Genomic DNA, 12,047 nt, shown 5'->3' with positions numbered 1-12,047 from the left:
GCGGAACGCCGACGAGCAAACGCTCTCCTGGCCGTCATAGGCGCAGGTCGTCAGCGATCCAGACGGTACTGCACGATGCCGCCGTCCTCGACGCGCTTCACCTCGGGGTGGTCTTCGGCCAGCAGCTCCAGGTGCGCGGCCAACATCCCCACCGCGTTGCGCCGCAGGTACGGGTGGAGCGATGCCCAGTTGCGGCGACCGGGCCTGGACCAGACCTGTGCCGCCAGCGCGTAGGCGGTCTGCGGCGTGGGCGTGAGGCGGGCCAACGCCTGCTCGCGGCGATCGGCATGGCGCGAGGCGATATCGTGAATCCGGCCTCGGAAGTCCTCGATGCGCGGGCCGTGCCCCGGCAGCACCGTGTCAAGCTCGGCGTCGGCGAGTCGACGTAATGAGCCGAGATAGCCCGGCAGCGGGTTCTCCTTCAGCAGCGGGTGCAGCCCGACGTTCGGCGTCACGATCTCCAGGATATGGTCGCCCGTCAGCAGGATGCGCTGGCGCCCGTCGTAGAGGCAGAGGTGTCCAGGGGTGTGGCCGGGGATCCAGAGCGCCTCGAAGCGATACGGACCGGCCGCGAACACTTCGCCGCCAGCAAGCTGCGCGTCAGGGTGGAGCAAGATGTCGCGGCGGTCGCCACGCTCGCTGGTGGCAGCCGTCTCCAGCAGGGTCGTGATGTCTTCCCGCGGGTAGCCCTGGCGCTGCATCCAGGTCACGAGGTCACGACGGTCGTCATCGCTGCCGTTGGGGTAGCCGACGAAGCGGACCTCGGCGGCGTGGCAGACGATCCGTGCACCGGCCAGCCCGGCCACGCGCCGGGCCTGCCCAGCGTGATCGCCGTGGCCGTGGCTGAGCAGGATCGTGTGGATGGCGTCGAAGGGGACGCCGAGGCTGTCGAGGTGCGCGCGCATCGCCGCCACGCACTCCTCGACGTCGGCACCGCTGTCAAAAAGCAGGAAACCATCAGCGTCACGGATCAGATAGGCGTTTGCGCCGCCCAGCGAGTGCCGGTGGATCGGCAACGGCAGCCGCCAGAGGCCTGGCGCAAGCTCCTCGGGCGGGATCGTGTAGTCGGTGGGAGAACGGTCAGTCATTCGGCGTCAGTCATCAGTCGTCAGCTTTCAGGAGTCGGTAATCAGGAGTCAGCAGTCAGGCGTCGGCGGCCGGCGCTTTCCGGGCCAGGAAGTCCTTGAACCCGTCGGCGATCGCGCTCGGCCGGTGCGTGGTGGCCAGGGCGGTCCGCTCGGCCTCGTACATCTCGTGCCAGGCCCGCCCGAGATCCTCGATCAGCAGCAGCTTGATGCCCTGCACCATCTCCGGGGTGTTCGCGGCGATCTGCCGTCCCATCTCGATGGCTGCGTCCAGCAGCTGCTCGCTCGGCACGATCTTGTTGAGCAGCCCCATCTGGAGCGCTTCGTCGGCCGTCACGACGCGGCCGGTGTAGAGCAGCTCTTTCGCCTTCGCCCAGCCGACCACGATGGGCAGGCTCCAGGTCGAGTTGATTCGCCCGTAGGTGGCGGCCAGGAAGCGGAAGCTGGAACGCTCGCAGCCGATCCGCAGATCGAGCGAGCTGGAGAGCAGCGCCGCGCCGCCATAGGCCAGCCCGTTGATTGCGCCGATGGTCGGCTTCTTGAAGGTCGCCAGGCGCCAGGTGAAGCCGGCGCGCCGCTGCTGGCGCTCGGCCAGCTCCTCGGGCGACAGGCCAGCCATCTCGTGGATGTCCGCGCCCGCCGAGAACGCCTTCGGGCCGGCCCCGGTGATGACCACGCAGCGCACGTCGTCGTCCGCCTCGAACTGGGTCAACACGGCGTCCAGCTCGCAGGCGAGCGGATAGCTGAGCGCGTTGAGCTTGGACGGCCGGTTCAGCGTGATGACGCCGACGCCGCCGTCTACCTTCTCCACCAGGATGTTCTCGTAGGCCGTCGTCGCCACGATGCCGCGTCCCTCCCATGCCCGCCTGCCCAGGTCCGTGCCCGGGTCGTCGCGGCAGACAGGGTAGCACTCCGTGGGGGCATGGCTACAATCAGACAGAAGACCGGCAGACAGACGACCGGCCCGTGACCGTCAGGAGCCTGATGTCCCACATCTCGCGCGGCGCCATCTTGCCCGGCGCATCCGCCGAGCGCATCGTCGCGGCCGTCGAGGTCAACTGGCGGGCGAGCGTCAGCGCGTTCGGTCTCGCGCCGTCGGTGTCGATCCGCGACGACCGCGAGCTGTTCTGGTTCCTGACGGGATTGCCGGATCCTGCCTTCAACTCGATCATGTACGCCAACCTTCCGGTGGGCCGGATCGAGGCTGCCGTGGCAGAGCTGGGCCGGCTCCGAGCGGCGCACCGCGTCCCGATGAACTGGCTCGTCGGGCCGGCCTCGCGGCCCCTCGACTTGCCCCGCCGACTGCGCGCACAGGGGCTGGCCCACCTGACGGACCTGACGCCGATGACGAGCACGCTGGCGGCCCCCCTGCCCGAGGCCGAGCGGGTGCCGAGACTGACCATCGAGCGTGTCGCCGACAGCGGCGCGCTGACGGAATGGATCGAGACCGAGCGCCAGGGGTTCGAGAGCGAGCCGGCCGTGGGAGCGGGACTGGCGCGGCTGCGGCAGGCGATGGGCCTGGGACCACGTTTGCCGATGCGCTACTTCCTGGGGCGGATCGATGGCGAGCCGGTCGCCACGGCGTCGCTGCTGCTGGCAGGCGGCATCGCCGGCATCTACGACGTCTCGACAGCGCCGGACGCACGTCGCCGGGGTATCGGCAGCGCCATGACGACAGCCATGCTGCAAGAAGCGGCGGCCCTGGGCTACGGCGTGGCGTTCCTCCAGCCCTCCGAGATGGGCGAGCGGCTGTATCGCCGGCTCGGGTTTGCCGTGTGCTGCGTGTGCGGCGTCTACGGGTGACCTGGCTCTGCCCCTGCTGCCGTGCGCGGCGTCTACGGGTAGCCTGGCCCGACTCCTACCAACGTAGGTTGACGTTATATGCACATCAGATTGCGTCAGAATGCTGACCGTTCGTTCCTGGTGTGCATGTCAGGGGCATATTCTCATCCATTCGTCGTACTATAGGCGAGAAATCGAGAGGCGAACGGTGGGGCACGTCGCTGTTCGCGCGGGGGACAGGTCGAAGATGAAGAGGTGGTCAGGGCACCGGGTCGCCATGCTCGTGCTGGTGGCCCTCCTGCTAGCCGTGCAGCCGGCGGCGCTCCTGGCGCAAGCTCAGGATGGCGCCCCGACGTTCGTGGTGGCGGGAGTCGCGGGGGCGACACTGCGTGCCGAGCCGAACGGCGCAAGCACGGCGCTCGCGGTCGTGCCGGCCGGGGCATCGGTGACGCTCGCCGGTCCGGACGTGGTGTCCAACGGAACCGCCTGGCGGCAGGTCCGCACGGCTGAGGGCCTCGTCGGCTTCCTGCCAGTCGGCTTCCTGATCCAAACCAGCGGTGAGCCGGTGGTTGCGGCGCCCATCGTGGCGGCGACGGCTACGCCCGCCCAGACGACCGCCGCGGTGGCCCCCGGCCAGACGATCGCCGCGACCAGCAACAGCCAGCAGGCTCCGAGCAGCGCCGTTGACGGCGGCCGCTCCGGCGCTGGCACGCGCGGCCCCGACCCGACGCCCATTCCGACCGCCCAGCCCCTGCCGCCAACCACCCGCACGACGGTCGAGCGGCGACGCGGCCAGGACGTGGCGATCACCCGGCACCAGACAGAGCGCGCGCCGGATGGCCGCGAGATGGGGGCCGGGCGCATCGTGGTGAAGTTCCAGCCGGGCGCAGCGGCCTCGGTGCGGACGGACAGCCACCGCGCGGCCGGCGCCGCGACCACCGAGAGCACGGGCCTGCCAGACACGCTGGTGGCGAACGTCCCGGTCGGCACGGTGGCCCAGGCGTTGGCGGCGTACCGCGCCCGGCCAGATGTCGCCTGGGCCGAGCCGGACTATGTGCGGCGCAAGACCATCACGCAGCCAAACGATCCGAACCTGGTCTCCGACCAGTGGAACGTGTTCAAGGTCGGCGCGCCCCTGGCCTGGGATCTGATGCAGGGCGACACCGCGCCGAAGGTCGCCATCCTTGATTGCGGCGTCTTCACCGAGTCGTCGAACGTGATTGGGCCGGACGGCCAGCGCGGCCACCCGGACCTGCGTGGGAAGGTCGCCCTCGAACAGAACTTCGCCGGCACGGTGGACGTGGACGACTGGTGCGATCACGGCACGATGATGGCGGGCATCGCCGGGGCCAAGACGAACAACAGCATCGGCATCGCGGGCGTCGGCTTCAACGTCAAGCTGCTCAACGGCAAAGTGTTGGACGACGATGGCTCCGGCTTTGATTCCTGGGTGGCAAACGGGATCGTCTGGGCCACGGACAATGGCGCGGGCGTCATCAGCATGAGCCTCGGCGGCGACGGCGGCTGCAACTCGACGCTCCAGACGGCGATCAACTACGCCTGGACGCGCGGCGTCATCATCGTGGCGGCGGCCGGCAACGGCGGCGATGACGGCGTCGGCGACCCGTTGCCCGAAGCGCCCGGCAGTTGCGCGAACGTGGTGGCGGTCGGCGCAATCGACAAGAACGATCAGCGGGCGTCGTTCTCGAACTACAACGCCAACACGTCAGCCGGAGCGGTGGTTCCGGTCGCTGCGCCTGGCGTCGGGATCTTCTCGACGGGCTCGTACAGCCCGTTCTACTACTCGGTGGACGGCACCTCGCCCGCAACGCCACACGTCGCGGCGGTCGCGGCGCTGGTCAAGGGACGGTACCCGGGCGAGTCGAACGCGCAGATCGTCAATCGGCTGATCGCGTCCGCGGACCCGATCACCGGCACCGGCTCCTTCTGGACGAATGGTCGGATCGATGCGGCGGCGGCCCTCGCGGGCGTCACCTGCTCGCCCCGACCGAAGGTGACGATCGCCTCCACGCCCAAGGGGTCGTACCTGGAAGTGACGGTGACGACCAGTGGCCTGGGGAACGGCGTACGGTACATCCAGGTGGGCGGCTCGGCCGGCGTGATGTCGAACGCCACGCTGATCTTCCCTGGCTCGCTCGCCGGCACGAGTAACGTGACGCCGCAGTCCTGGAACGGTACGACGGCCTACGTACCATCTGCGCCGAGCAGCACCGTGACATTCAACATCTCGCGTCAGTCGGCAGGCACGCCAACCACGGTGCAGGTCAAGGTGCAGGATATGTGCGGCACCTGGACAACGCTGGTCGGCGGCGGCTCCGGCGCAGGATTCTAGCGGTCGGGGTCGAGGGGCGTGGATCGCAGGTCTTGGCGGAGCCTCCGCCACGACCTGCGATCCACGCCCCTCGACCCACGATCCTTCGTCTACCGGTCTGCGAGCTGACGGCGGAACGACAGGTCGCGGCGCAGCTTCCGCATCGCCTCGGCTTCGAGCTGGCGGGCGCGCTCACGGCTGATGCCGAGCTCCTTGCCGACCTCGGCCAGCGTCCGCTCGCGGTTGTCGCCCAGGCCGTAGCGGAGCCGCAGCACTTCGGCCTCGCGCGGGGTCAGCCGCTCGGCCAGGGAGCGGTCAAGCGCCTGCCCGAAGACCGCCTCCTCCGCCTCCTCAGACGGGCTGCGGCTGAAGTCGTCAGCCACGATGTCAGCCAGGGTTGAGTCACCCTCGTCGCTGATGCTCGTCTCCAGGGAGATCGGCACCCGAGCGGCGGCGAACGCCTCTTCGACACGCGTGGCGCTGATGCCAAGCTGCGCCCCGATCTCGGCGGGCGTGGGCTGCCGGCCGAGATCGCGCTCCAGCTCACGGGCGACGTTGTAGAGCTTCGTCAGCTGCTCCACGACGTGGACCGGCAGGCGGATGGTCCGGCTCTGCTCGGCCACCGCCCGGCTGACGGCCTGCCGGATCCACCAGTAGGCGTAGGTCGAGAAGCGGAAGCCGCGCCGCCAGTCGAACTTGTCCACGCCGCGCTGGAGCCCGATGTTCCCTTCCTGCACGAGATCCAGGAAGGAGAGGCCGCGCCCGAGGTACTTGCGGGCCACCGAGACCACCAGCCTGAGGTTTGACTCGATCAGTCGGCGGCGGGCTTCCTCCCCACGCGCCAGGTCATCTTCGAGCCGCTCGCGCTCGGCGGCGGCGTCAACGCCATGGTCGAGCTGCGCCCGCGCGGCCTTGCCGGCCTCAAGCTCCTTGGCGAGCGCCACCTCTTCCTCGGCCGTCAACAGGCGAGCGCGGCTGATCTCACGGAGGTACAGCGAGGCCGGGCCGCCCGCCATCAACTCGTCGGTGGCCGCTTCCTCATCGCGCTGGCCGGGCATGAAGGCGTGTGCGCCTTCGTCGGCCAGCGTACCCAGGTCGGCCCAGGGATCGCCGGATCCCCGATCGTCGATCAGGTCGATACCGGCCTCGCGGCTGACGTGGCGGGCCTCGTCGGCGTCCACCGGCGAGCCAGATGCCAACTCCATGATCTCGTGCAGCGTGATCCAGCCACGCTCGCGGGCCATGGCCAGGTAGGCATGGTTGCGCGCCGCGTCCTCCGCCGAATGGTGGCGGCAGGCATCCGTGGCGGCCGGATCGGAAGGTAGAAACTGCGTCGTCAGGTTATCACGCATGCTGCTTGCCCCCTTCGATACTGGCCTACAAGAACCGTGCCCATGCGAACGCGGGTCGTGGGTCGTGGGGCGTGGGGCGTGGGGCGTGGGGCGTGGGGCGTGGGAATGGTTGAGTGAAAGCATGCGAGTTCCAGTTGTCATCCTGAGCGCAGCGAAGGACCTCACCCGCTGACGCGAACGTTGACGGTCAGCGGGTGACGCGAACGTTGACGGTCGGCGGGTGACGCGAACGTTGACGGTCGGCGGGTGACGCGAACGTTGACGGTCAGCGGGTGAGATCCTTCGCTGCGCTCAGGATGACATGGGGAGTTGCGTGATTGCCACGGCACAGCGACCCACATAAGCCGGCATGCTTCCACGATCCACGATCCACGATCCACGATCCACGATCCACGATCCACGATCCACACCCAGAACCCCCCATCTGGCACTGACGTTGCACTGCCCCTCGTCATGACGACCGTGCACGGCAGCGACGTGCATCCTGCGCGGCTGCCCTTGCGAGGAGGATAGCTATGTCGAATGAGAAACGCGAGCGATTGTCACGGCCCGATGATCGCTCGACGGATCGCTCAGCGCTCAGGGCGGCGACGGACGGCGGCAGGCAGCCGCGCGGCCAGCAGCCGGCCGACCGCCACCCCGATATGACCGACGCTCAGTTGGGGCTCTTTCCGCACGAGGGCGATCTGGACCGGGTGTCCGACGTCGTCGGGCCGGACGGCGAGGACGCCGAGCTGCGGGAAGGCGGCGAGCTGGATCTGGTGTCGGAAGACGACGGCACGCCCACACGCGACGGTCAGGAGGCCGGGCAGCCCGGGCGCGCCGAGATCCTGGCCGACGAGACGGACCTGACCACCACGCCGCACCTGCTGGGCGAAGAGCCGGGCCGGACGGCCGAGGTCGATCCTGACTTCATGGCACAGCCGCTCTTCACCGATCCGGTCGCGGCGGTCGGCGATCCAGATGACGCCGCGGATCCTGTATCGGACCTGGACGAGACGTACGTCCCGCCGATGGACCCGGTGATCACCACGGACACGCGCGGAGATGCACAGATCCTTGGCGGGTTCGCTGGCAGTGGCAGCGAGCAGATCGTGCCGCGTCGCTCGTCGGACGGGCAGATCGGGGATGAGGCCCTGGTGGACGCCGTCGAGGCCGCCCTGCGCCACGATGCGGCCACGACGGATCTCAGCATCGAGGTCAGCGTCGTGCAGGGCGTCGTCAGGCTGCGCGGCACGGTTGACGACCTGGACGACGCCGAGAACGCCGAAGCGGTGGCGTCACGGGTGGATGGGGTGGTCGAGGTGTGCGAGGAGCTGGAGGTCGCCAGCGGCCAGCGGCGAGAAAGATCGGGTGCGGACCGCTCGGCAACCTGATACGATCCCTCGCATGATGAGCACGGTCCAGAGCAGTCCGCACCCGATTCTCGAGCGGGTCGAGGCCGTCGCGCCGCAGATCGCCGCCGCCGCTGATGAGATCGAGCAGACCCGCGAGCTACCCCGTCCGCTCTTTGAGGCGCTCGCGGATGCTGGCCTTTTTCATCTGCTCACGCCGAGGCAGCTTGGCGGCCCGGAGCTGGACTTCCCGACCTTCGTGCAGGCGCTCGAAGTGCTGGCGCGCGCCGACGCCAGCACGGCGTGGTGCGTCAGCCAGAACGGCATCTTTGGTACGCACGCTGTCTGCGTAGCACCGTCCGTGGCCCGTGAGATCTGGTTCGCACAGCCACGCAGCGTCGTCGCGAACACGCCGCTCCCCACGGCGACCGCCGTGGCCGTCGAAGGCGGCTACCTCGTGACGGGCCGGCAGCCGTACAGCACCGGCTGCCGCCACGCGAACTGGATCGCCGCGCGCGGCTTTGTGCTGGAGAACGGCGCGCCGCGCCTCGCTGAGGGTGGGCGGCCGGACATGCGCTTCTTCCTGATCCCGACAGAAGAAGTACAGATCCTGGACACCTGGCACACGCGCGGCCTGCGCGGCACCGGCACCCACGACTTCGAGATCCGCGATCATTTCGTGCCGGAGCACCGGTCGTTTTACCCGTTCGGGCCGCCGCGCCCGGAGTACGGACTGCTCTATCAGGTGCCCCGCTCCCTGATGTTCGCGGCGGGCGATGCCGTGGTCGGGCTGGGTCTGGCGCGCAACGCCCTGGATCAGTTCGTCAGCATCGCCCACAAAAAGACGCCGACCTACCGCTCCGATCTGGTGCGGGACCAGCAGTATGTGCAGGTACGGCTCGGGGAGGCCGAGGCGCTGCTGAGCGCGGCGCGGGCCTACCTCTTCGAGCAGGTGCGCCTGGCCTGGGGAGCCATCCAGGAGCAGGGCGTCCTGCCGCTGGTGAACCGCGTGGGCCTGCGCGGCGCAACGACGTTCACCCTCCGCAAGACCGCCGACGTGGTGGACACGGCGTACAACCTGGCCGGCGGCACGGTGGTGCTGGAAAGCCACCCGCTGCAACGGCTGTTCCAGGACGTCCACGTAGTCACCCAGCACGTCCAGGCCCGCGAGCAGCACTACGAGCTGATCGGGCGGTACCTGCTGGGGCTGGAGACAGACGCGCAGTTCGTGTAGCGCGCACTCCGGGAGCCCCCACCCCCAACCCCTCCGCTGCGCGGCGCGAACATCGGCTACGCCGACGTCCCTGTGCGCGGGAGCTGTCATGAAGCCTCGGGGCGTCTCGTGCGCTTACGTTTTGCTAACGATCATCTGACGGCCTGCTAATGGCGTGTTGATGCTCCTCTTACACCGGCAGCGATATACCCAGAGTAGTGAGTATTCGCACTGTGACAGGAGGGTCACCATGCTGGACCGACACGATCCGTTCTTTGGCCGCGCGATGGGCTTGCGGCAGGTGATGGACCGGCTCTTTGAGGATGCATTCGTGATGCCGCGCAACGGTGAGGGGCAGACCTGGAACGGCCCGGCCCTGAACGTCTATGAGGAGGGCGACCGGCTCTTCGTCGAGGCGCAGTTGCCCGGCCTGAAGCCCGAGGATCTCGATATCAACATCGAGCAGGGCGTGCTGACGATCAGCGGCCAGACGACTGCTGACAGCGAGCGCAAGGAGCGCAACTACTTCATGCGCGAGCATCGGAGCGGGCGCTTCACCCGCGGCCTGCGCCTGCCGGCCACCTACAACACCGACGGCTGCTCGGCGAGCTTCGAGGATGGCGTCCTGCGGCTGACGTTCCCGAAGTCTGAGGCGGCCAAGCCGCGCCGGATCCCGATCGGCGGCGTCACGAGCGGCCAGCCGGCCGTGAGCGACAGCAGGCCGGCTGCGAACAGCGCGCCCACTGCCTGACGCGCCCGCGTCTCTACGCACATGCACGAGGGCCGGCCCAATCGGGCCGGCCCTTGTTGTCCTCTCCGCCTGCGGTGCGAAGCAGCGCCGCGACTACCCCTTGATGCGCCGGACACTCCACCAGCGCGCCGCGCGGGACTGAAGATCCCGGCCGGCCCAGAAGGCCACCATCCATCCGAGCATCAGCCACGCGATCTGCAGGTCGTCCACGAGTGCTCCTGAAGGCAGTGTGTGCGGATAGTAACGGCGGGACGGGGCAGCGCGGGGACGGGGCAGCGCGGGGACGGGGCAGCGGGGGTGCGCTGACGGGGGCGTTGCGGGGCGCTGACGGCCGCCGCCTACCCGAGCGTCCCCAGCCACTCGTAGATGGCCTTCGCGACGGCCTCCTCGCGGTGGTGGTACCAGTGGTTCGCGCCCTCGATCACCGCGGTGCTGGCGGCGGATGACGCCCGCGCGTTCCGCTTCAGGGTGTCCAGATCCTCCGGCGCGCCGATCTGCGGCTCCTTCGTGCCGAGGATCGCCAGGACCGGACAGACGATCTCGCCGAGCGGCGAGCCGTCGGACTCCATCCCGTAGGTGTCCACCAGCGAGCCTGCCCGGTCCACCACCGTCTGGGCGCTCAGCGAGCCGGGCCGGCCGGTGCTGCCGAACGGCAACAACTCCAGACCGCGCCCCTCGGCAACCATCTTGCGGGCCTGTTCCAGAAGCTCGCCGCTCAGCTCCGGCCGCTTGTTGGGCGGTCGGACTGGCCCCGAGGCCGAGATCAGGCCCGCGAGGCGAGCGTCCTGGCGCGTGCCGGCGTACCACGTCACCTTGACCGCGCCATAGCTGTGCCCAGCCAGTATCAGCTTCGTCGGCGTGAGGCTCTGCTCGGCGTAGTCGAGCCACGCCTTGATGTCGATCCAGGACTCGGACGCCAGCTCCCACCACGCGCCGCCGATCCGGAACGGCCCCTCTGGCTCGCCGAGGCTCACGCCGAAGTAGCGGCCACGGTTGTCGCCGCTGACGAACAGGTAGCCGCGCTCGGCCAGATAGCGCCCGATCCTGATCTGGTGCGGTTCGCTGAAGTGCCCGGTGAAGCCGTGCATCCAGACGACCGCCGTGCCGTTCCAGGCGCCGGTGGGCCGCATGACGACGCCATCCAGCTCGACGCCGTCATCAGTCTCGATCCAGACGATCTCCTCGGTCCAGCCCGCCATAGGCTCCCCCTGTCAGATGACTCGATCGTGTAGCGCGGGGGCTTGTCCCCCACCCGTGCATTGACACTGCGGGCGGAGGGCAAGCCTCCGCGCCACCGGCAACGAGCACGGTCGCGATCCGTGCCGCGAGCGCCGCTCTCTGTGTACCTCGCTCAGCGTGCGCCGGCCGGCGACTTCGCCCGCTCCAGCAGGATCGCCACCGTCTCCTTCGGCGCGGTGTAGTGCAGGTTGTGGCCGGTGTTCAGCTCGTAGAACGCCCACTTCGGGTTGTTGCGGACCCGCTCGGCGCGCTCGGCTTGCGGGCTGCCCGGCTTCTTGTCCAGGGTGCAGTACACGAACGTGCGCGGCAGCGTCGTCTCGCCGCGCGTCAGGCGAACGGGGGTCGTCATCGTCTTGATCGGCATCGGGCTGCGGCGCGGCGTCCCCCAGGCCGTGATCTCGGCCGGCTGATCCGGTGGCGCATCTCCAGGCGCGACCTTCCAGCCGTCGCCGTCGCGCCGGGCCTGCTCCTCGATCTGCTGGCGGCGGCCGGGGAAGCTGTCGGCGCTGGCCTGCCCGTCCTGGGGGGTGGCCGCGTCCAGATAGATCAACTGCTGGAGCCGCTCGGGCACGCGGTCCGCCACGCCGGTGATCACGTTGCCGCCGTAGGAGTGGCCGACGAGGATCACGTCGGTCAGATCCTCGTAGAACAGCACGTTCACGACATCCTGGATGTGGGAGTCCAGGCTGACCTCTGGCGAAGAGAGATGCGACCGGTCGCCCAGGCCGGTCAGCGTGACCGCGTAGACCTCCTGCCCTGCCGCGCGCAGGAGCGGCGCCACGAACTTGTTCCAGGACCATGCGCCACCCCAGGCGCCATGCACCAGCACGAACGTCGCCATCGTCGCTCTCCCATCGGGTATGAAACCGCGTGTCGTACCGAGCCTTCTCCGTCCTGGAACGGTAGCCGGCCACGACGGTGGTGACAAGCCACGCCGCGCGCCACGACACACTCTTCAG

Annotated in this window: 10 protein-coding genes; 5 read left to right on the top strand and 5 right to left on the bottom strand. The window is 69.1% G+C overall.

What is annotated here, in order from left to right:
• Window positions 1-50: 50 nt before the first annotated feature.
• Both IT306_11630 and IT306_11625 read right to left on the bottom strand, forming a co-directional pair.
• The gene (locus IT306_11630) at window positions 51-1,088 is read right to left on the bottom strand and encodes an MBL fold metallo-hydrolase (GenBank protein MCC7369067.1); all 1,038 of its coding nucleotides are present in this window, start codon (window positions 1,086-1,088) and stop codon (window positions 51-53) included.
• Window positions 1,089-1,143: 55 nt separating this feature from the next.
• Window positions 1,144-1,926, bottom strand: coding sequence for an enoyl-CoA hydratase/isomerase family protein (locus IT306_11625; protein ID MCC7369066.1), 783 nt, complete (start codon window positions 1,924-1,926; stop codon window positions 1,144-1,146).
• Window positions 1,927-2,069: 143 nt separating this feature from the next.
• On the opposite strand from IT306_11625, the gene IT306_11620 reads away from it, so the two are divergent.
• Together IT306_11620 and IT306_11615 are read left to right on the top strand one after the other, a co-directional pair.
• Window positions 2,070-2,888: a GNAT family N-acetyltransferase gene (locus IT306_11620; protein ID MCC7369065.1), complete on the top strand. Its 819-nt coding sequence runs from the start codon at window positions 2,070-2,072 to the stop codon at window positions 2,886-2,888.
• Window positions 2,889-3,114: 226 nt separating this feature from the next.
• On the top strand, window positions 3,115-5,220 hold the full coding sequence (locus tag IT306_11615) for a S8 family serine peptidase (GenBank protein MCC7369064.1): 2,106 nt from the start codon (window positions 3,115-3,117) through the stop codon (window positions 5,218-5,220).
• A gap of 89 nt (window positions 5,221-5,309) precedes the next feature.
• On the opposite strand, the gene IT306_11610 is transcribed toward IT306_11615, so the two are convergent.
• Entirely contained in the window at window positions 5,310-6,551 is a 1,242-nt protein-coding gene (locus IT306_11610; protein MCC7369063.1) for a sigma-70 family RNA polymerase sigma factor, read from the bottom strand.
• 515 nt (window positions 6,552-7,066) lie between these two features.
• Here IT306_11610 and IT306_11605 point away from each other — a divergent pair.
• From IT306_11605 to IT306_11595, 3 genes are all read left to right on the top strand, one after another.
• Entirely contained in the window at window positions 7,067-7,927 is an 861-nt protein-coding gene (locus tag IT306_11605) for a BON domain-containing protein (GenBank protein ID MCC7369062.1), read from the top strand.
• 13 nt (window positions 7,928-7,940) lie between these two features.
• Window positions 7,941-9,119, top strand: a complete 1,179-nt coding sequence (locus tag IT306_11600; GenBank protein ID MCC7369061.1) for an acyl-CoA dehydrogenase family protein — start codon at window positions 7,941-7,943, stop codon at window positions 9,117-9,119.
• A gap of 229 nt (window positions 9,120-9,348) precedes the next feature.
• A complete protein-coding gene (locus IT306_11595) occupies window positions 9,349-9,849 on the top strand; it encodes an Hsp20/alpha crystallin family protein (protein ID MCC7369060.1) in 501 nt (166 codons plus the stop codon).
• A gap of 338 nt (window positions 9,850-10,187) precedes the next feature.
• Here the strand turns inward: IT306_11595 and IT306_11590 are convergent, their stop codons facing one another.
• Both IT306_11590 and IT306_11585 read right to left on the bottom strand, forming a co-directional pair.
• Window positions 10,188-11,048, bottom strand: coding sequence for an alpha/beta fold hydrolase (locus tag IT306_11590; GenBank protein ID MCC7369059.1), 861 nt, complete (start codon window positions 11,046-11,048; stop codon window positions 10,188-10,190).
• Between the two features lie 152 nt (window positions 11,049-11,200).
• Window positions 11,201-11,929, bottom strand: a complete 729-nt coding sequence (locus IT306_11585) for an alpha/beta hydrolase (protein MCC7369058.1) — start codon at window positions 11,927-11,929, stop codon at window positions 11,201-11,203.
• Between the last annotated feature and the right edge of the window lie 118 nt (window positions 11,930-12,047).

This window comes from Chloroflexota bacterium, assembly GCA_020850535.1.
In the GTDB taxonomy this organism is placed as follows: domain Bacteria; phylum Chloroflexota; class UBA6077; order UBA6077; family JACCZL01; genus JADZEM01.
This window is presented reverse-complemented; position numbering and strand designations above follow the sequence as displayed.

What these genes read in the sequence shown, in the direction of transcription:
- IT306_11630 (MCC7369067.1), bottom strand. Translation starts at nt 1,088, where the DNA reads ATGACTGACCGTTCTCCCACCGACTACACGATCCCGCCCGAGGAGCTT.
- IT306_11620 (MCC7369065.1), top strand. Translation starts at nt 2,070, where the DNA reads ATGTCCCACATCTCGCGCGGCGCCATCTTGCCCGGCGCATCCGCCGAG.
- IT306_11615 (MCC7369064.1), top strand. Translation starts at nt 3,115, where the DNA reads ATGAAGAGGTGGTCAGGGCACCGGGTCGCCATGCTCGTGCTGGTGGCC.
- IT306_11610 (MCC7369063.1), bottom strand. Translation starts at nt 6,551, where the DNA reads ATGCGTGATAACCTGACGACGCAGTTTCTACCTTCCGATCCGGCCGCC.
- IT306_11605 (MCC7369062.1), top strand. Translation starts at nt 7,067, where the DNA reads ATGTCGAATGAGAAACGCGAGCGATTGTCACGGCCCGATGATCGCTCG.
- IT306_11600 (MCC7369061.1), top strand. Translation starts at nt 7,941, where the DNA reads ATGATGAGCACGGTCCAGAGCAGTCCGCACCCGATTCTCGAGCGGGTC.
- IT306_11595 (MCC7369060.1), top strand. Translation starts at nt 9,349, where the DNA reads ATGCTGGACCGACACGATCCGTTCTTTGGCCGCGCGATGGGCTTGCGG.
- IT306_11590 (MCC7369059.1), bottom strand. Translation starts at nt 11,048, where the DNA reads ATGGCGGGCTGGACCGAGGAGATCGTCTGGATCGAGACTGATGACGGC.
- IT306_11585 (MCC7369058.1), bottom strand. Translation starts at nt 11,929, where the DNA reads ATGGCGACGTTCGTGCTGGTGCATGGCGCCTGGGGTGGCGCATGGTCC.